At 39.4% G+C, this 25,942-nt stretch carries 12 protein-coding genes; all 12 read left to right on the top strand.

All coding sequences use genetic code 11. The features are described from left to right. The first annotated feature begins 1 nt into the window (after position 1). Positions 2–2,209, top strand: a complete 2,208-nt coding sequence (locus AC3ITD_RS13605; RefSeq protein ID WP_489360478.1) for a glycoside hydrolase family 3 N-terminal domain-containing protein — start codon at positions 2–4, stop codon at positions 2,207–2,209. A 514-nt stretch (positions 2,210–2,723) separates the two neighbouring features. Beyond that, the gene (locus AC3ITD_RS13600) at positions 2,724–5,747 is read left to right on the top strand and encodes a SusC/RagA family TonB-linked outer membrane protein (RefSeq protein ID WP_489360476.1); all 3,024 of its coding nucleotides are present in this window, start codon (positions 2,724–2,726) and stop codon (positions 5,745–5,747) included. Positions 5,748–5,759: 12 nt separating this feature from the next. Next, entirely contained in the window at positions 5,760–7,406 is a 1,647-nt protein-coding gene (locus tag AC3ITD_RS13595) for a RagB/SusD family nutrient uptake outer membrane protein (protein ID WP_489360474.1), read from the top strand. 63 nt (positions 7,407–7,469) lie between these two features. Next, positions 7,470–8,693 (top strand): SusE domain-containing protein, encoded by a 1,224-nt coding sequence (locus tag AC3ITD_RS13590; protein ID WP_489360472.1) that lies wholly within the window; start codon positions 7,470–7,472, stop codon positions 8,691–8,693. Between the two features lie 93 nt (positions 8,694–8,786). Beyond that, complete coding sequence (locus AC3ITD_RS13585; protein WP_489360470.1) at positions 8,787–10,331, top strand: DUF4832 domain-containing protein; 1,545 nt, start codon at positions 8,787–8,789, stop codon at positions 10,329–10,331. A 201-nt stretch (positions 10,332–10,532) separates the two neighbouring features. Next, entirely contained in the window at positions 10,533–11,669 is a 1,137-nt protein-coding gene (locus AC3ITD_RS13580; protein ID WP_489360468.1) for an alpha/beta hydrolase family protein, read from the top strand. 200 nt (positions 11,670–11,869) lie between these two features. Then, positions 11,870–15,850 carry a hybrid sensor histidine kinase/response regulator transcription factor gene (locus AC3ITD_RS13575; protein WP_489360466.1) on the top strand — a complete coding sequence of 1,327 codons (3,981 nt, stop codon included), beginning with the start codon at positions 11,870–11,872 and terminating at the stop codon, positions 15,848–15,850. A 153-nt stretch (positions 15,851–16,003) separates the two neighbouring features. Beyond that, on the top strand, positions 16,004–17,029 hold the full coding sequence (locus tag AC3ITD_RS13570) for a LacI family DNA-binding transcriptional regulator (RefSeq protein ID WP_489360464.1): 1,026 nt from the start codon (positions 16,004–16,006) through the stop codon (positions 17,027–17,029). A gap of 273 nt (positions 17,030–17,302) precedes the next feature. Next, positions 17,303–19,597, top strand: coding sequence for an FAD-dependent oxidoreductase (locus AC3ITD_RS13565; protein WP_489360462.1), 2,295 nt, complete (start codon positions 17,303–17,305; stop codon positions 19,595–19,597). Further along, positions 19,597–21,288 carry a sodium:solute symporter family protein gene (locus tag AC3ITD_RS13560; protein WP_489360460.1) on the top strand — a complete coding sequence of 564 codons (1,692 nt, stop codon included), beginning with the start codon at positions 19,597–19,599 and terminating at the stop codon, positions 21,286–21,288. Before AC3ITD_RS13565 ends, AC3ITD_RS13560 begins: the two co-directional genes overlap by 1 nt. After that, positions 21,288–22,694, top strand: a complete 1,407-nt coding sequence (locus tag AC3ITD_RS13555; RefSeq protein WP_489360458.1) for a sialate O-acetylesterase — start codon at positions 21,288–21,290, stop codon at positions 22,692–22,694. The genes AC3ITD_RS13560 and AC3ITD_RS13555 overlap by 1 nt, the downstream gene beginning before the upstream one ends. A 412-nt stretch (positions 22,695–23,106) precedes the next feature. After that, complete coding sequence (locus AC3ITD_RS13550; protein ID WP_489360456.1) at positions 23,107–25,941, top strand: SusC/RagA family TonB-linked outer membrane protein; 2,835 nt, start codon at positions 23,107–23,109, stop codon at positions 25,939–25,941. Position 25,942 lies beyond the last annotated feature (1 nt).

The raw sequence follows: 25,942 nt of genomic DNA, 5'->3' as shown, positions 1-25,942 counted from the left end.
AATGAATAAGAGAATTTCATCTCTAGTTGCTTTTATAGTGATTTGCAACAGTTTGTTTTCACAAACAAGGACGCAAAGTTTTTTATATAAAGATGCAAAAAAGCCGATTGAAGAGCGTATAAATGATTTAATAGTTCGAATGACCTTGGAAGAAAAGGTGATGCAGTTGAATCAATATACGTTAGGAAGAAATGATAATGCCAATAATATGGCCGATCCTGTTAAGGATATTCCAGCTGAGATTGGTTCTTTAATTTATTTTAGCAGCAATGCCGATTTACGTAATCGGGTACAGCACAAGGCGATGGAGAATAGTCGCCTAGGCATACCCATTATTTTTGGTTACGATGTGATCCATGGTTTCAAAACTATTTACCCCATTTCTCTGGCCCAAGCTTGTTCCTGGAACCCGGATTTGGTAAGGCAAGCAACAGCAGTAGCCGCTCAGGAATCCAGAATGTCGGGTGTTGATTGGACCTTTTCACCGATGATCGATGTTGCACGCGATGGGCGTTGGGGCCGCGTAGCAGAAGGATATGGTGAAGATCCATATACAAATGGTGTATTTGCTGTGGCATCTGTTAAAGGTTACCAGGGCAATAATTTAGCGAGTCCAAGAAACGTAGCGGCTTGCCTTAAGCATTACATTGGTTATGGCGCATCAGAGGCGGGGCGAGATTATGTGTACACAGAAATCTCAGACCAAACGCTTTGGGACACTTATATGCCGCCTTATGAAGAAGGTGTTAAAGCCGGAGCAGCGACCTTAATGAGCGCTTTTAACGACATAAGTGGCATACCAAGTACAGCCAATAGATACATCCTCCGCGATATTTTGAAAGAACGATGGAAGCACGATGGTTTTGTGGTTTCTGATTGGGGTGCTATTGAACAGCTCCGTCCGCAAGGCGTAGCAAAGGATAAAAAAGAAGCAGCAATGAAAGCTTTTAATGCAGGCGTTGAAATGGATATGATGAACCAAAGCTATAATAAATACTTGGGCGATTTAGTGAAAGAAGGCAAAGTAAGCACTTCGTTATTGGATGATGCTGTAAAGCGGGTGCTGCGGGTAAAATTTCGCTTGGGTTTATTTGACAAGCCCTACACGCCCAATAGCACCGAAAAGGAAAGATTTCTTTTGCCCAAAAGTTTAGCCGTTGCAGAAAGTTTGGCGCAAGAATCTATCGTATTGCTTAAAAATGAACATAAAACTTTACCACTATCAAACAACGTGAAAAAAATAGCGGTAATCGGCCCAGTGGCCAATAGTAAATGGCATTTATTGGGTTCCTGGAGGGCGCAAGGAAATGCCGATGATGCCACCACAGTTTACGATGCATTAAAAACTGAATTTGGAAAAAAAGCAAGCATAGTAAATGCGCCCGGCTGTGATTTTGAAGGCAGCGATAAATCTGGCTTCGAAGAGGCAAAAAATGTATCTGCTGACGCTGATGCGATTATCGTTTGCTTAGGTGAAAAGGCACAGTGGAGCGGCGAAAATGCATCGCGATCTACACTTGCGTTACCTCAAATTCAAGAAGAACTTTTAATAGAACTTAAAAAAACAGGAAAACCCATTATTTTATTGCTCTCAAGCGGCCGACCTTTAGAATTAAATCGACTAGAACCTTTATGTGATGCGATTTTAACGATGTGGCAACCGGGAACTCCTGGCGGTAAAGCAGCAGCTGCTGTTATTTTCGGCAAAGTAAATCCATCTGGAAAGTTAGCCATGACCTTTCCTTACTCCACTGGTCAAATTCCGGTTTATTACAATCATCGCCAAAGTGCGAGGCCAAACCAAGGTAAGTATCAGGATATTCCGAGTAAACCTCTTTATGATTTTGGTTATGGACTGAGTTATACCAATTTTGAATATGGCGAGTTAAGAGCATCCACCCAAAAGGTTAAAAGCAATGAAGTTTTAAGGATCGAAATTCCTGTAAAAAATACTGGCGATATGGATGGCCTAGAAACCGTTCATTGGTTTATATCCGATCCTGTAAGTAGCATTTCCCGCCCGGTTAAAGAGCTTAAGTATTTTCAAAAACAATTGATAAAAAAAGGGGAAACTAGAATCTTCTGGTTTGATATTGATGTTAAAAAAGACTTTGGTTTTGTTAATGGTCAAGGTGAAAAGTTTATAGAATCAGGAGACTTTGAGGTAATTGTAAAAGACAAAAAAATAAAGGTTGTAGTAGAAGAATAGTTTACCCTGCATGCGCACTTATTTTGGGAAAACTAGCAAAAAAAGTGCTCCTGTACAAAAACAAACCATTTCTGTACAAAAACGAACCCTGGCAAGCGCTGTTTCTATTTAGTTTTGAGCATACCAAATATGTAATAAACTGATATGAGAACTAAGCTAATATCAATTTCAAAGCTCATCAACTTTGGGCAGCTTTCAAGTTTGGCCTTTCCAATTTACACGAAGCGCTATCTGACTAATCACTTTAGCCAAATGGTGATATGCGTGTGTTTTATCAAGAGAGGAGATGAAATTTAAAAAAAATTAAAATAAACCTGCACTTGTGTAGGTGCGGTATCAGGCAACAGATCATTCTAAGGTGTATCCATAATCATCATTTAATTACAACAACCCTAATGTCTGTAAAGAAACAGCTAACCATAAATCCTTAAGCCTATAGAAAAAAGAACTAATGTTTTCCTTCTCCATGAAGATGTAAAATGAAATTTTTAATACTAACCAAATATAAAACTACATGATAAAAGAATTACAAACTAAATTCAAGAGCAGTATAACCGCTTTCATGTTGCTCTTAATTACAGCGAGCATGAGTTATGCACAAGACCTTATTAAAGTAAATGGAAAAGTAACCGATGAAAAAGGCGATGTACTTGTCGGCGTTTCTGTCAAAGTAAAAGGAAGTAATACAGGTACCTCAACAGATAAAGATGGCAATTTTGCACTTCAAGCAGCTCCATCAGCAACACTGATCTTTTCTTACGTAGGCTTCAACAATCAGGAAGCTAAAGTTACCTCAACTGGCATTGTAAACGTAAAAATGGCTGGAGATAAGCAGTTAGATGAGGTGGTGGTTGTTGGCTATGGTACAGCAAAAAAGAAAGATTTAACCGGCGGTTTGGCCGTTGTTGGAAAAGAACAGCTAAACATGGTTTCTACGCCAAATTTAATGGACCGCTTGGTTGGGCAGGTTGCAGGTTTCAATATTACAACGGGTAATGCGGCTCCTGGTCAGGATCAGGCTTTGCTTATTCGTGGTGAAAACTCCTTATCGGCCAACAACTCTCCATTGATTGTTTTAGATGGTATTCCTTACAGCGGCTCGTTGGTTGATCTTGATCCAAATAACATCGAAAATTTAACCATTTTAAAAGATGCCTCTGCTGTTGCCATTTATGGTGCACGTGGTTCAAATGGTGTAATCCTCATTCAAACAAAAAGAGGAATTTTGGGTAAGGCACAGGTTTCTTACAAGGGCCAAATCGGCTTTGCAGAACCTATGCAAAGGATCGATGTAATGGGGCCAAATGAATTTATCAAATTCAAGCAAGACATTGGTCGATTGAGATCAGGCTACACCGGCGATCAATTAGATCCTATTGCTGGCAACATTATCAGCGTTACCGAACGCGAAAACTACAAAAATGGAATAACCAACAACTGGCAGGATTATATTTTCCAAAGGGGTGTTACCATGGATCATCAGGTAAGTATTCTGGGTGGAACTGAAAGTACCAAGTATATGGCCGCGGCATCTTCATTAGAGCAGGAAGGCGTGGTGTACAACTCCAAACTTTCCAGGTTAAACATCACGGCCAATATCGATCAGACTTTCAATAATTGGTTAACGGTTGGTATCGGAACACAGTTTTCGCAAAGAAGCGATGGTGGTGTTACACCGAATATCGAACATGCTATTAAACAAAGTCCGTATGGAAAATATAAAGATGCAGCGGGCTACTACATTCCTGAACCGATGGAATATTCTCTTATCGTTAACCCAATGCGTAACGTAAATGCGGATCAGGATCGCATGAACCGAAATTTTTTCCTTACCGGATATGCCGATGTAAAATTACCGCTAAAAGGTTTATCACTAAGATCGAATTTTGGATATAACTATAGAAGCAGTTTTACTGGTACATATTACGGCCGCGATACTTTCGATGGACGGGAACAAGCCGGTTTGGTTGGTGGTCGGGCCAGCGTAAGCAACGGGCACTACAACGATTATACTTGGGAAAATGTACTCAAATACGAAAAAACATTTGGCGATCACCGCATAGATGCAACTGGATTATTCAGTATGCAGGAAACCAAAAGCGTAAGCGCATCGCAAAGTGGAGAAGGTTTTGTAACGGACAATACCAGTTATTTTATGATGAATACAGCCGCTAGAAATTTGGCCGTATCATCCGGCTTAACAGAAACAGCCTTGTTATCTTACATGGGCCGTTTAAACTATTCTTACAAAGGCAAATATATCGCCACATTTACGGGCCGTTCTGATGGTGCTTCAGTATTCGGAGAAAACAATAAATACGCATTTTTCCCATCAGCGGCCTTAGCCTGGAATATTGGTGAAGAAAGTTTTTTAAAGGATAATGCAAGCTGGATTGATTTGTTAAAACTTCGTGTTTCCTATGGTGCGAATGGTAATCAAGCGATTACCGCTTACAGAACACTCGATCGTTTATATTCAAATGTGAAATATATCTGGGGCGATGGCGGAACGGCAGTAAATACAGCATATCTGGCTGGCGATGGCATTGGAAACCCAAACCTGAAATGGGAAACCACCTATACGAAAAATATAGGTTTGGATTTTCAATTGTTCAAAAACCGTTTAAGTGGAACAATTGATGCCTATTTATCAAACACAAAAGATTTGCTAATGATTCGTACTGTTCCCATTATGAATGGTTACAACAGAATTTGGGATAATATCGGGCAAACACAAAATAAAGGTTTCGAGGCAACTTTAAACTCACTAAATATCGATTCTAAAACTTTTAAATGGAACTCCACTGCAGTTTTTTCTTTAGATAGAGACAAAATTGTCGAGCTGAGAGGCGATGGGCTTGATGATATCACCAATAATTGGTTTATAGGTAAGCCTTTAAGGGTTTTTTATGATTACAATGTAGTTGGGATCTGGCAAAAAGGCGAAAACTATTTTTATACTGATGCCACTGGCAATCAACGCGAAATTCAAACCGGAGCTGCTCCTGGTTCAGCCAAGCTTGAAGATGTAGACGGAAATGGTTTTATTAATGCCAGCGATAGAAAAATTATCGGTTCACGAGTGCCCCGCTTCACCGCTTCGTTAAGCAACAGGTTTAGCTACAAAAATTTTTATATGTCGGCTCTTGTAACTGGCGTGTTTGGGGTTTGGCGTGATGATAACATGGCCAATATAGGCTCTTGGACGTTTGGAATTACCAACTACGTTCATGGCGCTAATTACTGGACACCAGAAAATCCAGATGCAACCATTGTTTCGCCGGGCTATACCAACGGTTTTGGGCATGGCTATTACAAAAAAGTGTCGTATGTGCAAATCAAAAACATCACGCTAGGGTACAGAATTGCACAACAATTGGCCAAAAAACTTGGCTTAAGCGGAATCGATGTAAATGTGAGTGTAAACAACCTCGATACATTTTCCAACATCAGGCAGGTGCTTAACTACGATAATACCTGGATGGCATCTTATCCTACCGCACGTTCTTACATGTTCGGTTTAAATGTAAACTTCTAACCAATTAAACACATGAAAAATATTATAAAAACAGGTGTGGCGCTTATTATCCTAACCTCGGTAATTGGATGTAAAAAATTTCTTGTAGAAGACTTAAAAACAGAATTAGCTCCAACAAATACTTATACCAGCACCTACGGGTTTGAAGTAGGAAGCGCTGGATTATATGCGCTCACACGTTCAGAATACAATACCTTCGGAGAGGGTGGCGCTTACATTCATAATGGTGCCTGTCCATACGAGGCATTACAGGCAGCTACCGATATTGCCGATGTAATTAATAGCGATGGATCATTGCTGCCTTTTGCCAATCTTACCCTCACCTCAACCGAAAGGTTTGTCGGGAGTTATTGGAATTGGGCATATAGCATTATCTCATCGGCCAATTTAATGTTGGTTTACTCTGAAGAAAACACCAACTGGGATAGCCCTGCCGATAAGCAACGTTTCCAGGCAGAAGCGAGATTTTTTAGGGCATACGCTTATCGTACATTGGTTTATCTATACGGAGATGTTCCTTATGTAGAAACCATCCTTTATGATTTTAAGCTGAATTTCACCCGTACGCCGAAAGCTGAGGTAATTGGCCACATTGTGGATGATTTAAACTTTGCGGTTCAAAACCTGCCGGCAAATCCAGATCAGGTTAAAGATGGTAAATTAACTAAATGGGCAGCATCCCATTTGTTGAGTGAAATGAATTTATTAAAAGGTGACTATGTAGCTGCAGAACAGGCTGCTTTGGCAGTAATCAACAGCGGTTATTACAGTTTAATGAAAACCCGTTTTGGTACAAACAAAGATAAAGCAGGTGATGTGTTCAGTGATTTATTTATCGAGAACAATCAAAATAGACTAAAAAATGCAAATAAGGAAAGCATTTGGGTTTTGCAATTCGAGTTTAATGCCATTGGCGGTGGTACCAACTCTGATGATTGGACACGAAGGGCGTGGATTCCAAATTATTCCTCAATAACAGGATTTGTTTTAGCCGATACTTTAGGCGGACGTGGTTTAGCACAACTTACACCAATGAAATGGTGGGTTGGTACTTCCGGAACAAATGCAACAGGGAATGTACCTGGTATTTTCGAAGGTTCTGATATCAGAAATTCTAACTTCAACATCAAGCGTAATTGGTATTACAATAATCCAGGCGAAACTTCTTTAGTGGGTAAAAAAGCAAATATCACCGAACAAACCTGGTTTTCTACCAAAACACTTTTTCCTGCACTTACCAAGTTTTTTTACGGAAGAGCCGAAAACCTTAGCTTAACAGGAAGTTATAAAGACAGGATGAAATTTCGCCTGGCGGAAACCTATCTGCTATTGGCCGAAGCATATTTAGGACAAAATAACCCTGCAAAAGCGGCCGATGCTATAAATGAAGTACGCAAACGTGCGGGTGCATCAGTAGTTACAGCAAATCAGGTAACAACGGATTTCTTACTCGACGAGCGAATTCGTGAATTGGTAGGAGAAGAAAGTCGACGGTTTACATTGGTGCGAACAAACAAATTGGTTGATAGGGTAAAAGCTTACAACACGGCAATTAAGGATAAGATAAATGTCAATCATGCTTTGTGGCCAATTCCACAGGCTATCATTGATGCTAACCGTGATGCGGCCTTTCCGCAAAATCCAGGATATGGCAAATAGTCTATAAGACTGAAAATCATCAATTTAAAAGTTAGAATAATGATTTTGATTATGAATAACGTTATGAAAAAAGCAAAATATTTATACAAATTAATGCCTGTGTTGATACTGGTGAGTACCTTTTTATCATGCAAAAAAGGCATTAATGATATTGAAAAAGTGCAAGAGAAAATGACGCTCAAGCCATCGTCGGCAACTATTGCGCTCGATGAAAATAATCCGGCAAAAGATATTGTTACTTTTACCTGGGAAGCTGCCAGGCCACAATCTAACGATCATCTGGTTTCTTATACCACCAAATTAGATGTGGTTGGCAATAACTTCGGTTCCTCGACCGCCATTTTAAACTATGAGGATGACGGCACTTTAAGTAGGAGCTTCACCTCGGAGCAGTTGCAAAATTGGGCCAACCAAAAATGGGGTATTCCTGCAAATAAATCTTTTACGCTCGAATTTAGAGTGGTAGCACAATGGGAGGGCGGCGCAACTTTCGAAGCACCAGAAGTTAAGACAGTTCAAATCAATGTAACACCGATAAAAACGGTTGTTTTCGATGCTGATAAGGTATTTTTGGGTGGAAGTGCAGTGCCCGGATTAAGCAAGGTAGAAATGCCTAAAACCTTAGAAAATCTAAATCAATACGCCTATGTATTAAACCTTCAACCCGGAGAATTGCAAATTCCGGTAGATTTTAACGGGGCTACAAATTATATCTCATCAGCCGATGCCAGCACAACGTTGAAAGATGGCGAAGCAATAGGAATAAAAATGCGTGAAACCGCTTTCTCCTGGAAAATAGAAACCGCTGGACAATATCGTGTTATCGTAAATATGCAAAAGGCTACGGCTACCATTTATTCTCCGGCACAAGCGCTTACGCCAAAAGTAGTAAACTGGAATGGCGATGGGGCTGTGCCGCAGGTAACTACAATAAGCGAGCTTTGGATGCACGGGGCCATTAACAGTTTTGGAACGCCAATTAAAATGGATTGTAAAGTGAGTTTGGCCGATCCTCAGATATTGGTATACACAGGCGGAAGAACCGGCAAAACCAAGTTTATTGTGTATGGTGGCACTGATAACAGTAAAAACCTGGCCTATGCGTTCAGTTGTCCGCTTACCTCGACCGGAACGCAGCAGGAGCAAACGCTTCCTCTAGGTACTGTATCTGCATTATCCGGCGGTTCAACCAGTGCCCAACGTAATTCATACTACACTATCCCATCAGGAACAAATGTGATTGTTTTCGATTTAAGAAACATGACCATTCTTGCAGAAAAAAGATAGAAAATGGGTAAGGTCAGGGCAATTGTCCGATGTAAGATCGTGCCCTCTTTAATAAATTATTATACCGTTACGGATATGAAAAAATTAAGCAAAATGAGATTATTTTATCATCTATCGATGTTTTTATTGGTTCTCTTATTGATGGCTTGTAAAAAGAACAGTGCCGATAATGAGACCAAAGCAGCCGAAGGAACCTTGGTAAAGCCTAACTATAATAGAAGTTCTGTGTTTCGCAACCCCTTAAATGGCTGGGTGATGTATGCCGGGGGGGATAACGAAGCCTATTGGGATACTGATTTTTATGTTCCGGATTTGGGCAAAAGGGTAAAAGCATTAGATTATGCATCTGCATGTTACATTCGCACCAGCTGGACAAAGCTTAACCCAACAAATGGGGTATATGCGTGGAGAGATCCGAGTTCGCCATTAGGAAAATTAATTAAGGGAGCGGAGACAAGAGGAGTGCCCATCGCTTTTCGTATTGTTGTGGATGGACGTGATCAGGGCTTAAATACACCACAGTTTGTTTTTGATGCTGGTGCTAAATATTATTTGGAGAACAGTTCTTTTCCAACCCGTAGAACACCATATCCTCAAGATCCAATATTTAAGCAGCATTATGCTAAACTCATAGAAGAGCTGGCAAAAGATTTCAACGATCCGAAAAAAACAGCTTTTATAGATGCCTATGGATTGGGGAAATGGGGAGAAGCGCATAACGTAATTTACGAAGATCCAAATACATCCAACGGGCAAAATACCGAACGATTGAAAGAGGAGGTTTTTGATTGGGTAACCGATCTTTACACTCAAAAGTTTACCAAAGTACCTCTGGTGATTAACTATCATCGCTTAATTGGCCATCCATTAAGCTGGGGAGCTGCAAATATAAATAGCGATAAATTGCTTGTTAAAGCGATTAATAAGGGCTACAGTATTCGTCAGGATGCATTTGGAATGACTGATTACTACCAAAGCTGGGAAAAAAACTTTGCTAAAACCTGGAATTTTAAACGCCCTATAATCATGGAAGGTGGATGGATTACCACTGGCACCCACCGTTACTGGACTGATCCGAGTGGGAAATACAGAGAAGGTCATCCCGAGGATGTAAGGCAAGGTGAATTTGATGCTTCTGCAGAAGCTGCGGTAAATATGATGGATTTCCGTGCCGGGGATATCGAAAGCTGGTTTGCAAAATCGTTCTCCTTAGTTCAGCGATTTGTTTCTGAAGGTGGTTACCGCTTATATCCAGACCAGGTATACCTGCCTGAAAAGATTAACAGTGGTACCGAAACTACCATTACCCATCGTTGGAGAAATATGGGTTGGGGATATTTCCCTAACAATATTCCGCAGTGGAACTATAAATATAAAGTAGCTTTTGCGCTAATCGACGCATCGAATACCGTTAAGAAAGTAATTGTTGATGATAAAAGTGAACCGTCGGCCTGGCTTAAAAACAATCCGGTTTCTTATGAGTTAAAAACTGCTGTAGGTGTTCCAGCCGGAACATATACCTGGGCGGTAGCAATTGTGGATACCACAAATGAAAACAAACCAGCCATAAAACTATCCGTTAATGGCGATATTACAACAGCAGGTTGGTTAAAATTAATGAACGTACAGGTTCAATAAAAAATCAAATTTAAATTGAGTCTTTAACATAATTTGCTAAGGACCCAATTTATCTATTTTGAAGGTAAATAGTTATGAATTAATATGGTACAGCAGATTAAACACCGACATATAATAAAAGTTAAAGGCATCTTGCTGACATTTATTTTCTCATTCTTACTTTTATTTCAACGCTCTTTCGCTCAAAAGACCGATAAATTTATGGGCGAAATTGTTAACTACGACGAAGAGGCAGTACCGAAGTATATTCTTCCAAAAGTGCTGCAAACAACAGAAGGCCGGATTGTCAAAAATAAAAATCAATGGGAGCAAATTCGTCGAGATCAGATTATTTCTCTTTTTAAACAAAATGTTTATGGTGAAACTCCACAGGATTTCGATAGTCTGAGTTTTAAATTAATTCGAAAGGTGCCAAACGCAATGGGAGGCAATGCTACGTTGAAAGAATTGAATATTAGTATTTGGAACAAAAACAAACATGTAGATATTCCCTTGGTACTATTTACACCTAATAATTCGCCAAAACCGGCTCCGGTATTTCTGCTAATTAACAACAGAAGTAAGAGAAATACCGATCCGGATAGAATAGTAAAAAGTACCTTTTGGCCCGCGGAGATGATGATCGAAAAAGGCTACGCCGTTGCAAGTTTTCAGGTAGCTGATGCAGCGCCAGATAAAAAAGATAGCTATCAACATGGTGTACTCGACCAGCTTTTTCCTGAATTGCTTCAAAGAGAAGATGGCATGAAAGCCATTGGTACATGGGCTTGGACAGCCAGTCGCGTGTTGGACTATTTCGAAACAGATAGAGACATAAATGCGAAAAAAGTAGCAATTGTGGGGCATTCTCGTGGAGGCAAAACTGCGCTTTGGGCAGCTGCGCTGGATACAAGATTTGCAATGATTTTTAGCAGTTGCTCGGGTAATTCAGGTGCTTCTCTTTCCCGAAGGCAGTATGGCGAAACAATTAGCTTAATTAATAAACAGTTTGGCTATTGGTTCGCAAATAATTATCGAAATTATAGTAACAGGGAAAAAGACTTGCCTGTAGATCAACACATGTTGATTGCACTGCTTGCACCACGACCGGTTTACACCACAAATGCTACTGAAGATCGCTGGGCTGACCCTCGTGGGTCCTATCTTTCGCTGGTTAATGCACTTCCGGCATATCAATTATATAACAAGAAAACTTCGTTGTCTCCCGAGCCGCCAAAAGTAGATTTTCCAATCATTAATTCTATTATTGGTTATCATTTCAGGAGTGGAAAGCACGATTTAAATACCTACGATTGGGAAAATTTTATCCGCTTTGCCGATTATCATTATAAAGAATAGCATTCTCCTAAATAAATTCTCGCTCGGTTGGATGTATTAGGCAAAAGGAAAAATTATAGTAATTTCAAGGCAAACATTACTGCTCAATAGCTTTTAGAATATTAGAAATGCGCAAATCCGGTTTTTTATTTGTTTGTTTTGTTACCTTATTTTATAGTCATGTTTTCGGGCTTGATATTTCGCGCTACCGCTTTCATATTATGCCCGAAACTTCGTATTATGGTGGCATACAAAGTATTACTAAAGATAAGTTAGGTCGAATTTGGTACACGGGACCCGATGCTGTTTTTATGTATGATGGAAACAGCTTTTACCAGTTAAACGATCTGGCGTCAGCTAGTAATCCAAAGGTGAAGTGGGCGTATGGAACCTTGATTACCGATAAGGCTGGCGCACTTTATTTGGCCACAAATCATGGTTTGCTCAAGTTTAACTATGAAAAATTTTCTTTTGATTTAGTTTTACAAGGAAAAATTCGCTCGATTTGTCAAGACAATGATGGCAAATTATACATGCTATCTAATGATCGATTGATTGTTTATAATCAAAAAAATAAAACTGTAAATAAGCAGTCATTACCTTCAATTAAGTATTTCAATAGCATCATCAGTGCAGGAGGTAAAATTTTTATTTCTCAAGAGAACCTGCTTTATAGTTTAGAACCGAAAACACTTAAGTTTAGCAAATTTGCAGATTTTATTTCACCAAGCCATGCCGTAGTTGATGCGGTAAACTACGAGGACATGTTTTATTTCCTTACTCCGAACGGCGGTATTTTTATAACTGATGTTTTTGGATCAATAAAAAAGAACATACCCATCAATGCACGGAAAAATCAAGCAACCTTATCCAAAAAGATCTTTATTGATCAAGCAGGTATCATTTGGGTGGCCACTCAGGCGGGGTTGTTTTTATACGACCCTTTGAGAGAAATCAGCAGTATGTTGAAGATGAACCTTAATGATGCTTTTTCTTTACCCAATAATTCCATTTGGACTATTTATCGCGACCCTGATCAGGGTGCATGGATTGGTACCTATGGAGGTAAAATTGCGTATTGTTCATTAAACGATGCCTACGTGCGGTATTTTAACCCTAGTACAGGTGGTTTGAATCATCCTGTAGTGAGTGGTTTTCAGGAAGATAAACAAGGTAATATTTGGATTGGAACAGAAGGTGGAGGCCTAAATTATTGGAATAGGGATCAAGATTCGTTCCAACGGTTTATGAAATCAAATACCAATTCGCTAAATTCAAATAGTATTAAGCGGCTGCGGTTTGATAAAGACAAATCGAATTTGCTGGTTTCTGCTTTCAGTGGTGGAATTTCTTCATATAACCTATCTAACAAGACATTTACCGATCTTAATTTTCTGTCGCCCATAAATAGGAAACCGCTTACCGTTTACGATTTTGTTACGGATAGCGACGGCACGTGGTGGATGACAGATCCTGATAAATCTTTCTTTTACAGACGGAAAAACCAAGCCAACGCCGAAAACGTGAGGGTCATCGGGGCGGATAATAAGCAACTAGACTTAGAGATTGAGGCCCTTTACATCGATCAGCAACAACATCTAAGGTTAATTACACATCAGGGTTTATTTGTTGTAGATAGGAATACTTTGAAGGTGGTGAAGCACTATTTTATAAAAAGCGGATCTTACGCAGCCAACCATTTATGCAGTTTTTACGAAACTTCCAATGGTGATTTATGGCTCGGTACCTCGGGCAATGGTGTAAATGTTTTAAAAAAAAATGGGCGGTATTTAAATTTCAACAGCAAAAACGGCTTTTCTCCCAAGGTAGTTTTCGGTATTTTGGAAGATGATCAATCGAAAAATATATGGCTCAGTACAAACAACGGGCTATATTATTTTGATCAGCTAACAGAAAAATTTTACAAAGCCCGGTTTTATAAAGAAAATACATGTGGTTCATTTTATATCCGCTCTGCTTTCAAAACACAAAGGGGCGAAATGCTTTTTGGAGGAACAAATGGTTTTATTTTATTTGATCCGTCTTATTTAAATAAGAACCCACAAAAACCTTTGGTGTTTTTTACAGGCTTGTCCATCAACAACCAGCTGGTTAACACCCAAACGGCGAACTCGCCGTTATTAAAAGATATTTCGAGTTTAAGTAATCAGAAAACTGATCGAATTAGATTAACAAATGATCAATCAAATATAGAGATTCGATTTTCTTCTAACAGTTATTTATCGGCTGATAAAAATCAGTTCGCTTACCGAATGATAGGTTTAAGTGATAAATGGATGCTAACAAATACAGATCAGCGCTCGGTATCATTCTTTAATCTTCCCAGCGGTAACTATGTATTCGAAATAAAAGCTTCTAACAACGACGGCCTGTGGGGAACCAAAATATCGAGGCTTTATTTTCATGTTGATCCTCCGTTTTTTTTAAGTTGGTGGGCCTATTGTATTTACATATTAATTGGATTGGGCTTACTTTTTTTTGTAATCCGATATTATACCAATAAAAAAGTTTTTAAAGAGCGCTTGGCACTCGAAGAGCTTAAGGAGCAAAATTTACGCGATTTAAATCAGGCAAGAACGGAATTTTTTACCAATATTTCTCATGATTTAAAAACCCCGCTCACACTCGTACTCGAACCACTTAAGCAATTAAAACAATCACTTTTGCCAAACGATCCTTCATTAGGCTATATGCAGCATATAGAAAAAAACGTTTCCCGAATCCAGAGAATGATTAGCCAACTTTTACGCTTTCGGGAAATAGAAAGCCAGAAGATAACCTTAAATCCACAAATTGGCGATTTTATCAGCTTCGTAACTGATGTTTTTGGTCTATTTGAATTGTATGCAAACAAAAAGGAAATAGAAACCCATATCGCCACTCATCAGGATCATTTATTTGTGGCCTTTGATTATGACATTGTCGAAAAAATACTAACCAATCTGTTCTCCAACTCCATAAAATATACCACCAACAAGGGATATGTCGGCGTACGCATTTACGAAGCTACAGTTGAAGAAAAGAACAAAATAAAACACGATTCATTTAGGCCAGAGTGTGAATATATTTCAATTGAAATTTCAAATACAGGGGCTGGATTTACCGAGCAGCAAATTGCCAAACTGTTCACTTCTTTCAACCGCTTATCCTCCAATCGCCCAACATTTGAAGAAAGTTCCGGGCTCGGCTTGGCTATCGTTAAAGAGCTGGTAGAGGTAATGGATGGACAAATTTGGATGGTAAATAAAGTGAATAAAATCTCTTTCACTATTATGCTTCCATTTATTAAACAAGCTGCTACAGGCGATATGGATTGGGATGCTTATGATTATACGATTTCAGAGATCGACGATATCATCCTGGAAACCGCAGAGCCAGATAGTTCAAACAAAACCATAAAACGATCAAGCAGTATTTTACTTGTAGAAGATGACCCTGAAATGCGCAACTATCTGGAACAGCGACTATCGGAAAAGTACAATGTTTATACCGCCAACGATGGAGCTGAAGGAATTATAAAGGCAGAGAAAATATATCCTCAGTTAATCATTACTGATTTGATGATGCCTAACAGCAATGGCTTTGAAGTGTGTAGCCGTTTAAGACGGAATTTTAAAACCAGTCACATTCCAATTATCATGATTTCCGGAGTCGGCGATGATAATCAAAATAAAGTTAAGGCACTTGAGTACGGTGCAAATGTATTTATTGATAAACCTTTCGAAGTTGAATACCTGTTGCAACAAACGGAAAGCATTCTGAAAAATCAACAGGAATTGAAAGAAATGTACAGTAAAAGGTTAGTGATTGATCCTGCCAACGTGACCATTACTTCAATGGATGAAGAGCTTTTAACTAAGGCCATGAAGTTTATTGAGTTAAATATGGCAAACCCCGATTATTCTGTAGATGCCTTTGTATCAGACATGAATACGGGCAGAACGATATTGTACCAAAAACTTCATGACATTGTAGGAATGTCTATTAAAGAGTTTATTTTAAACATCAGGTTAAAACGCAGCGCTTACCTGCTCGAGAATGCCGACTTCACAGTGGCCGAAGTGGCCTATCAAACCGGGTTTAATAATGCAAAGTATTTTAGTGTATGTTTTAGAAAGCAATTCGATTTAAGCCCATCCGAATTTAAGAAAAAACACAGCTCTGATAACCAAGGTGTTTAAATGATTAGAATTTCTAGCTCCGGAACAAATGTTTTACCCACTTTAATTTTCCATCTTTTGAACTTTAACTAAAATTTCTTTATTTGTAGTTAAATCGCAGTCCCTGCTTAGTGTGAATTAATCTTATTGCGATATTTTGCTTGTGAACCCGCTATGAAAAGTAACCAAACCACTATTGTCGATATTGCCAACGAACTAAAAATTTCCAAGTCTACCGTTTCAAGAGCGCTTACCGGGCATCCTTCCGTTAAAACTGAAACTAGGGCAAGGGTTTTAGAACTTGCTGAAAAGTTAGATTATCAGCGTAACATGCTTTCTATAAGTTTGATTACGAATAAAACCAAAACCATCGGTATTGTGTTGCCAGAATTTATTACCTCATTTTTTCCTCAGGTGGTTGTTGGCGCCCAGGAAGAAGCAGCAAGACAAGGTTATAGTGTGCTTATTTCTCAATGCAATGAGAGTTATGAAACCGAAGTTGCAAACTCAAAAGTAATGCTCGCCAATCGGGTTGATGGGGTTATGGTATCGCTTACTAAAGAAACTTTAAACTACGATCATTGGAAGGCATTTATCCGAAAACGCGTTCCTGTGGTGTTTTTTAATCGCGTTTGTGAGGAAATGATGGTGCCAAAAGTAGTAGTTAATGATTACGATGCTGCATTTAAAGCTGTGGAACATCTGATCAGTATTGGCAAACGTAGAATAGCACATTTGGCCGGACCAAGTTCACTGGTCATTAGTCGTAAAAGAATGAATGGTTATCTTGACGCATTAAAAAAGCACCACATTTCCGTAGATGAAGAACTGATTATCGGATACGATTTAACCTTGAATAAAGTGAAAATGTATGTTAAACATTTGGTTGAGCTGGATAATCCGGCTGATGCCTTGTTCGCAGTAAATGATCCGACAGCGATTGAAGCGATTCAGGTTTTAAAACAATTGGGAAAACGAATTCCTGAAGATGTTGCCGTAGTGGGTTTTAGCGATAACTACGGATCAAATTTTATCGAACCCAGCCTTACCACTGTGGCGCAGCCTGTTCGAGAAATTGGCAGAAATGCTATGGAACTTCTTTTAGGCTTGATGGATAAAGATATATCAGAATGGAAACCTTTGATCAGAACGCTCGATGCAGAATTGATCATTCGTAATTCTACTGTAAAAGGCAGCTAATCTTGTCTTGCCAAAAAATCAATTTTTAATATTCCAGATCAAATTGGGAATAAAAAACACCTCATCTATTTTATTCTAAAAACATCTTTTTGGAACAAAAATCAAAATCAATAAAGGGAACGTTCCCAAGTTTCGGGAGCGTTCCCATAATATTTTAGCACTTCTCATCGCTATCGCTCACTCAAAATATAAATATCTTCGAAATCAATTACAAATCAAGAATAGGTGGCTGCCCGACCAAATACAGTTACCTAAATACTCGAAAGATATTTCATGAAAAGAGAAGAACCATCTTTAAAAAGATATTTAAATCAGCTCGATTTATCCGCTGACCTTATTGTTGCTGGCGGAGGTTTATCCGGCGTTTGCAGTGCTATAACGGCTGCCAGGCAAGGCGTAAAAGTAATTTTAGTTCAAGATCGGCCAGTGCTAGGCGGTAATTCATCGAGCGAAGTTCGCTTGTGGATTTTGGGTGCAACATCACACATGGGCAATAACAATCGTTGGGCTCGTGAGGGAGGTGTAATCGATGAATTGTTGGTCGAAAACACCTTTCGCAACCCAGAGGGAAATCCAATGATTTTGGATATGATTCTGCTGGATAAGGTTATTCAAGAACCAAATATTCAGTTATTGCTTAATACCGCTATTTACGAGGTAAGTAAAAAAGACAACGACACCATTGAATCTGTTGAGGCTTTTTGCAGTCAAAATTCTACTCAGTACCACCTATCTGCACCGCTTTTTTGCGATGCAACTGGCGATGGAATTGTAGGATTTCTCTCTGGAGCTGCATTTAGAATGGGAGCGGAGCCGAAAGAAGAATTTAACGAGGGCATGGCGCCAACCGAAGAGTATGGCGAGCTTTTAGGGCATTCTCTTTATTTTTATAGCAAGGATACAGGTAAGCCAGTTAAGTTTTTTCCACCCTCTTTTGCTTTAAGTGATATCACCGAAATTCCACGTTTCCGTAATTTTAATGCGAATGAATTTGGTTGCAAATTGTGGTGGGTAGAATTTGGCGGAAGGCTAGATACCGTTCATGATACCGAAAAAATTAAGTGGGAGCTATGGAAGGTTGTTTATGGTGTTTGGAATCACATCAAAAACTCTGGAGATTTCCCGGAGGCCGAAAATCTGACATTAGAATGGGTGGGGACCATTCCGGGAAAAAGAGAGAGCCGAAGGTTTGAGGGTGATTACATGATGACTCAACAGGATTTGGTAGAGCAGCGTAAACACGATGATGCGGTTGCTTTCGGCGGATGGTCAATTGATTTACACCCAGCTGATGGTGTTTATAGTGAGCGCCCAGGTTGTAACCAATGGCACAGTAAAGGGATTTTTCAAATTCCCTATCGTACAATTTATAGTAAAAACATCAAAAATTTATTTTTGGCTGGCCGTATCATTAGTGTAAGTCATGTTGCTTTTGGCGCTACCCGTGTAATGGCTACTTGCGGCTACATCGGCCAGGCTGCCGGAATGGCCGCTGCCATGTGTGTTAAAAATGGATTGCAACCAAAGGATTTACTCGCAGCAGAGAATCTTAAAAACTTGCAGCAGAATTTAATCAGGGAAGGACAATATATCCCTGATTTTTCATTGGCAGACGAAAATGACCTGGCACGAAAAGCAAAGTTAATTGCATCGAGCGAATACCAGTTTAAGGGTTTTAACAAGGTGGATCTGTGGAAATCATTAGCGATTCCATCGGCACAAATGTTCCCTTTAAAAGGCGGAAAACTACCAGCTTTTACCATTCAATTAAATGCTTTGGCTGACACTGAACTGGAAGTAGAGCTCAGAATATCGAGCAAAAAGGGAAATTTTACTCCTGATGAAACTTTAGCGAAAAAAAAGATTATCCTTCAACAAGGAAAACAGCTTATTGAAATAGATTTTGATATTGCACTAGAAACAGATGACTATGTTTATCTGATGTTTGCTGGTCATCCAGATATTGAAATCGGATATACCGAGAAACGTTTAACCGGAGTTTTATCAGTATTTAACTCTAAAAATAAAGCAGTTTCCAACAATGGTAAACAAGTTCCTCCCGTGGGAACGGGCGTTGATGAATTTGAATTCTGGTGTCCGCAACGCCGTCCGAATGGCCACAATCTTACCATTAACCTTTCTAAAACGCAAAGCGTTTTTGGTGTAGAAAATTTATTAACTGGCATTGATAGGCCTGTTTCACAACCGAACGCTTGGGCTGCTGATCCTGATGATGTAAAACCCTCTCTTAATTTATCATGGGAAACCGCACAAGTCATCAAAAAAATTGATCTTTGGTTTGACAGCGATTTTGATCATCCGATGGAGTCTGTTTTAATGACACACCCAGAAAATGTAATGCCTTTTTGCGTGAGGAATTATATCATTAAAAATGATAACAATGAAATCATTTTTGAGCAAAAAAACAATTATCAAACACGTAATCAAGTTATTTTAGAAAAAGAAATCATCACTAAAAATTTAACTATTGAGCTCCAGCATCCCTCAGGAAACATTCCCGCAGCATTATTCGCTGTTCGTTGCTATGCCGATCAAAATAAAATATAATGGTAAGACTCGATTTTATTGTCATGGGTATTTTTGCCCTGTTAATTTTCGCCATCGGGCTAACATTTACCCGAGTTGGCAGTAAAAACGGTCAGGCATTTTTCGAGGCTGGTGGCGAAACACCCTGGTGGATAAATGGGCTTTCGCTATTTATCAGCTACTTCTCTGCAGGTACTTTTGTAGTTTGGGGTTCCATCGCTTATAAATATGGAGTAGTGGCCAATGCCATTCAGTTAACCATGGCCATTAGTGGGTTAATTGTAATGCTTTTTATTGCCGCTAAATGGAAAAGAACTGGTGTTGCCACAGCAGCCGAATTCATCGGTAAGCGTTTTGGCGGCAGAGAAAAGCAGTTTTATACCTACATGACTTTGCTTTTAAGCCTCTTTACAACAGCCGCGGTACTTTATCCGGTTGGTAAAATGGTACATGTAGCTACAGATTTATCGGTAAATACCTGTATTCTAATCATTGGTTTAATTATCGTTCTCTACACAGCAGCGGGCGGACTTTGGGCTGTTCTGGTAACGGACGTGGTTCAGTTTGTGATCCTCTCCGCGGCTGTTGTTATCGTTATTCCAATCGCTTTTGCGCAAATAGGTGGTTTCGATAATTTGATTTCCAAAGCACCTGCACATTTCTTTGAACCGTTTAATGAAGATTATACTTACGGATTTATGCTCTCCTTTATTGTTTACCAAACTTTTTACATTGGTGGAAATTGGTCTTATGTTCAACGTTATACCAGTGTTAAAGATGAAAAAAATTCAAAAAAAGTAGCAGGAATTTTTACCATTCTTTATTTTGTAAGTCCGATTATCTGGATGCTGCCACCAATGATTTACCGGATTATCAACCCCAATTTACAAGGCTTACAAACCGAAGATGCCTACATGATGCTGATTCAGAAAGTGATGCCGGCTGGGTTAATCGGACTGGTTTTAGCCGGTATGGTTTCGGCAACTTCAAGTAAAGCAAATACCACAATTAATATGGCGGCCACGGTTTTTGCGCAAGATATTTATAAAAACCTGATGCGTCCATCGGCCTCTGAAAAGCAGGTAATTTGGATGGCTCGCTTGTTTACTTTAATATTTGGTGTACTGACCATTTTGGTGGCCATGTGGATTCCAAGCGCAGGCGGAATTGTGGAGGTTGTTCTAAGCACAGCCTCAATTGCGGGTGGTGCTTTGTTCGCACCGATTATTTGGACACTCTTTTCGAAAAGACAAACAGGCTTGTCGGTAGTAACCGTAACCATCAGTTCTCTGGTAATTAACCTGTTTTTTAAAGTGATTGCTCCATCGTTACTCCATTTAAAACTAAGCCGTACAATGGAAACCGTTTTAGGAATGGGGATACCAATTACTTTGCTTTTAATTTTTGAATGCTACTACTTAAGCCGTGGGTTTATCTCGGCTAAAGCAATTAAAATGTTGGAGGATATACAATTGATAAAAGAATCGCCTTTGGCTCAAAACAAAGAGGCACATTTTGCAGCCGAAAAACAAAATATTTTCGGCATTAGGGTAATTGCCATATCAATGGCAGTGGTTGGATTGGGTATTATTTCCCTGGGTATATTAGCGAAAGGGTATTCGAATGTGATTATTGGTGTTGGTGCAGTTATTTTTGTTTCTGCATTGGCCATTTACAAGGCAACTATAGATAAAAAAAACGTTAAGGCTTGATGATGAAATTACGAAACTGCATTTTATTTGTACTGTTAACTTGGGTATTCAATGCCAAGGCCGAGGTTAAACTTCCTGCATTATTTGCCAATGGGATGGTTTTACAGCAAAAAACCAAAGTTAAACTATGGGGTTTTTCAACTGGTAAACAATCAATCACTATCAGAACCTCATGGGATAATAAAACTTATCAGGTAAAACCTTTAGAAAATGGCGATTGGCATACCTTGCTAACAACTCCCAGTGCAGCGGGTCCATATACTATCGATGTTGTACAGGAAAATAAAATTGTTTTAAGCAATGTATTAATTGGTGAGGTTTGGGTTTGTTCTGGCCAATCGAATATGGATATGCCAGTGAAAGGTTACGGTGGTTTACCGATAACAAACTCAATGGATATTTTGATGGACGCACCCAATTCCAGTTTGAGATTATTCCATGTTGAAAAAGCATTTTCGGTAACACCAAAAACTGATGTTAAAGGAAAGTGGGAGCAAGCTGATGCCAGTTCAGCAAGCAGTTTTAGTGCGGTTGGCTATCAATTCGCTTCTTTTTTACAAAAGCATTTAGGTGTTCCGGTCGGAATTATTCAGACCACTTGGGGCGGCTCGCCTATTGAGGCTTGGACAGATAGGACGGTTGTCGAAAATCTTTTGGGAGAGCGAGTAGCCGCAGATCGGGCGATATCAAAAGCCAATCATCAAACGCCGGGTAATTTGTACAATGCAATGGTTAAGCCCTTGGTTGGCTACAATATTGCAGGCGTAATTTGGTATCAGGGAGAACAAAACCGGCATAACAACAAAGATTATCTTGCTTTGCAAATCGCCATGGTAAATCTTTGGCGAAAGGAATGGGGTATTGGTGCATGGCCTTTCTATGGTGTACAGTTGGCACCTATGGATTACGGCAAAGAACCTGCGCTATCTGTTCCGTTATTAAGAGAGGCACAGTTGAAATTAACCGATACTTTGGAAAACTCTGGCATGGCCATTTCTATTGATGCCGGCGAAGAACACAACATACATCCAGCCAATAAAACGATTGTGGCAAAGCGATTGGTTGCCCTGGCTCTTGCTAAAACTTACCATAAGCAGGGAATTGCCTCTGAGGGGCCGAGGTATCACTCCATGCAAATCAAGCAGGATACTGTCATCGTTAAATTTTCGGGTAATCCATTAGGGATGACAAGCTATGGCAAGAAAATAACACAATTTGAAGTTGCTGGTAGCGACCAGGTTTTCTGCCCGGCCACTGCGAGGATAAAAGATGATAAGGTGGCCATAATCAGCGCTGAAGTTAAACAACCTGTAGCCGTTCGGTATGCATTTACAGATTGGTGTGTAGGGGAGCTTTATAGCGTAGAAGGCTTACCGGCATCGCCTTTCAGAACCGATGATTGGTAGTCATTATATATTTTGTTTAATCCCTTGTATCGAAAGAGCAAGGGATTTTTTTTTAATCATAATTCCCATTTTGGGGCATTTTTTCTAATGACTTTTCGAAGTGATATTTATGCTTTTGCGCTGATATTTAGCGATTTATGTTATTTATGAGAACGTTCCCATTTTTTGGGAACGTTCTCATAAAATTTAGTCAGCACATTATAATACCAAAAATCAAAAGCTGAATATCTTTGGTAAACAGATTTTAACCAAATCAACTTTAACCAAATAATTATGAGAAAATTTTACTTTTACAATTTATCCGCTTTAGCTTATTTTTCCGCAAAATTTAGGTGTATATAATCTGATAGTTTCCAGATCGAGAAACTATCTAAAGCATCAGTCTTTTTAACTCTTAAAAATTAAACTAACCATGTCGATTTTTATAAAACCATTTATGGTACTGCTGTGCTGTCTTTTTATTTTAGTAGGCAGTGCGGATGCGCAAGAGGTAACGGTGGTTAAGCCATATAGCCAACTTAAAAACGATTCCTTATTAACCGATTCGTTAAGAAATTTGAAACAGCTTATCTATTTCACTACTCCTAAAAAATTATCTACTACATCATCAGCAATGGTGCTCGGCAAAGAATTCAATACAACACCTGTAGTTGCGTACCCATTGGCTCTTGCTGGTCGCCTAGCCGGTTTATCTGTTTCTCAAGGTAATGGCGAACCATTAAACGAGGGTTTTTCCTATCGTTTAAGAGGTCAAAGTCCATTAATTTTTATTGATGGTATTCCACGTTCGGTCACTGAAATCAGTATGGAAGAAATTGAATCGGTTACGGTATTAAAAGATGCAGTATCGCTTGCCATGCTCGGCGTTAGAGGTGCTGGGGGAGCAATTTCAATCGTAACCAAAAAAGGAACTCCTGGTAAACAACAAATCAGTTTTACGGGACAGTGGGGTACTCAAAAGCCATTACAAAATCTAATCTCAAATCCGCTTAGTGCTTTTAATTATGCTCAATTGTATAATGAGGCTGTTGTTAACGATGGTTTATCTGTGGCTAGTAACGGATTTAGTGAGGCAGCTTTAAATGGCTTTCAAACAGGTAACAATCCTTATTTATATCCGAATGTAGATTGGAGGGATCAAGTACTGAAAAATTCTGCCACAATTGCCCGTTACAATTTGAACACCAGTGGCGGGAATAATTATGTGAAATATTTCATCAACCTGGAGCATATTAACCAGGATGGTTTTTTGAAAACGAGTGATATCAATAGCAATTACAGTACAAATGCCGGAGCAAAGGGTTATTTTATCCGCTCAAATGTAGATGTAAACCTGACGGATAAAATTAGAGCAGGAATTTACATTCAGGGCAGGATTTTAAACAAAAATAATCCTGGTAACGCAGCTGCGGATAATATCTTTTCAGCACTACAAGCTACTCCGAATAGTGCTTATCCAGTATATAATGCCAACGGTAGTTATGGTGGTTCGTCTCAGTTTACCAATAATATTTTGGCGCAAAGCATTGGTTCTGGCTATTCGTTAAGCAATACCCGCACCGTTTTAACGGATGTTTATTTGAGGCATACCCTTGATGATTTAACGAAAGGATTATGGGTTAAAGTTCGGGCATCATTTTTCAGCAATTTGAACGAGAATCTGGTTCGGACGAAATCCTTTGCGGTTTTTGAGCCTACCGGAGTTTCTGGTGCAGGCCAGACAACTTACCGTCAGTTTGGTACAAACAGCGAGCAGGGCAATAATAACTCAATAGGTTTTCAAAACCGTTCAGATTTTCAAGAACTCTCTTTTGGTTATAACCGTACTTTCAAAAAACACGGCTTTGATGCCGTTGTTCTGGCCAATCGCGATAATCTGGTAAACGGTACCAATTTACCTTATACCATTCAGGGCATTTCTGTTCATCTGGCTTATAACTACGATGAAAAGTATTTGGTAGAAATGTCATTCGCCCAAAATGGCGCTAACCGCTATCCCAATAATGGCGGTTTCAAATACGGTTTTTTCCCCGCCGCCGGTCTAGGATGGAACATCAATAAAGAATCATTTTTGAAAGAGGTAAGCTGGGTAAACAATTTAAAACTTTATACTTCTTATGGTAAGAGCGGTAGAAATAATACAGCCTATTACACTTATATGCAAGTTTATAATGCCTCGCCTGTTTCTTATTTTGGATCGAGTGCTGCTGCAGGAATAACCGTTGGCGAATCTTATTTAGCTAATCCGAACATTACCTGGGAGAAAGCCAAAATTTTCAATGCTGGCTTGGACGGAACTTTATTCAAAAATCAGCTATCATTTAATGTAGAATATTATGCAAATGAATATAGCGACTTAAGCATCGTTCGAGGAAACAATTCCGGTTTGTTGGGCATTTCTTATCCTGAAGAAAACATTGGTAAACAACGTTATTACGGATGGGATGCACAAATCAATTGGGCGCAAAAATTCAAAGATTTTGGCTATTTCATCAGTGCAAATGCAAGTTTGCAAAACTCTAAGCTTCTTTATTCGGCTGAGGCCAACCAACGTTTTTCATGGATGTATAGAACTGGTCATCCGGTGGGGCAGAACTACGGTTACATTGCAGAGGGTTTGTTTCAAAACCAGCAAGAAATAATAGGTTATCCAACCATTGAGGGGTATAGCCCACAGCCTGGCGATGTCAAATACCGTGATTTGAATGGTGATGGTGTGATCAACCAATTCGATCAAACCACATTTGGTTCAGAGAAAGCGACGGTTTTCCTGGGATCGAGAATTGGTTTTAACGTTAAAGGAATTGATTTTAGTGCCTTATTTCAAGGGGTTTTAAATCAACAAGTTTACCTATCGGGAAATTCATATCGCGAGTTTCAAGGCGGAACGGCGCAGGCTTATGAAACACAGTTGGGAAGATGGACGCCAGCAACTGCTGCTACGGCAAGCTATCCTCGTTTAACTACAAGCTCGGGCCCAAGAAATGGTGCGCAGAATAACTTTGTAAGTTCATCTTATTGGTTAAGAAGTGGGAATTACATCCGCTTAAAAACCATTGAATTGGGTTATACTTTACCAACAAGCCTTACTAAAAAAATTGGCCTACAATCTACCCGGGTATTTTTAAATGGCCTTAACCTTTACACCTGGAGTTCTGAAACGTTCAATGGCGCTGATCCAGAAAATTATACAGGTGCTTATCCGATTGGAAAAGTATTCAATGTGGGCGTAAACATTCAACTATAGT

This window comes from Pedobacter sp. KH_004, from assembly GCF_057840755.1.
This window is presented reverse-complemented; position numbering and strand designations above follow the sequence as displayed.

What these genes read in the sequence shown, in the direction of transcription:
- AC3ITD_RS13605 (WP_489360478.1), top strand. Translation starts at nt 2, where the DNA reads ATGAATAAGAGAATTTCATCTCTAGTTGCTTTTATAGTGATTTGCAAC.
- AC3ITD_RS13600 (WP_489360476.1), top strand. Translation starts at nt 2,724, where the DNA reads ATGATAAAAGAATTACAAACTAAATTCAAGAGCAGTATAACCGCTTTC.
- AC3ITD_RS13595 (WP_489360474.1), top strand. Translation starts at nt 5,760, where the DNA reads ATGAAAAATATTATAAAAACAGGTGTGGCGCTTATTATCCTAACCTCG.
- AC3ITD_RS13590 (WP_489360472.1), top strand. Translation starts at nt 7,470, where the DNA reads ATGAAAAAAGCAAAATATTTATACAAATTAATGCCTGTGTTGATACTG.
- AC3ITD_RS13585 (WP_489360470.1), top strand. Translation starts at nt 8,787, where the DNA reads ATGAGATTATTTTATCATCTATCGATGTTTTTATTGGTTCTCTTATTG.
- AC3ITD_RS13580 (WP_489360468.1), top strand. Translation starts at nt 10,533, where the DNA reads ATGGGCGAAATTGTTAACTACGACGAAGAGGCAGTACCGAAGTATATT.
- AC3ITD_RS13575 (WP_489360466.1), top strand. Translation starts at nt 11,870, where the DNA reads ATGCCCGAAACTTCGTATTATGGTGGCATACAAAGTATTACTAAAGAT.
- AC3ITD_RS13570 (WP_489360464.1), top strand. Translation starts at nt 16,004, where the DNA reads ATGAAAAGTAACCAAACCACTATTGTCGATATTGCCAACGAACTAAAA.
- AC3ITD_RS13565 (WP_489360462.1), top strand. Translation starts at nt 17,303, where the DNA reads ATGAAAAGAGAAGAACCATCTTTAAAAAGATATTTAAATCAGCTCGAT.
- AC3ITD_RS13560 (WP_489360460.1), top strand. Translation starts at nt 19,597, where the DNA reads ATGGTAAGACTCGATTTTATTGTCATGGGTATTTTTGCCCTGTTAATT.
- AC3ITD_RS13555 (WP_489360458.1), top strand. Translation starts at nt 21,288, where the DNA reads ATGATGAAATTACGAAACTGCATTTTATTTGTACTGTTAACTTGGGTA.
- AC3ITD_RS13550 (WP_489360456.1), top strand. Translation starts at nt 23,107, where the DNA reads ATGTCGATTTTTATAAAACCATTTATGGTACTGCTGTGCTGTCTTTTT.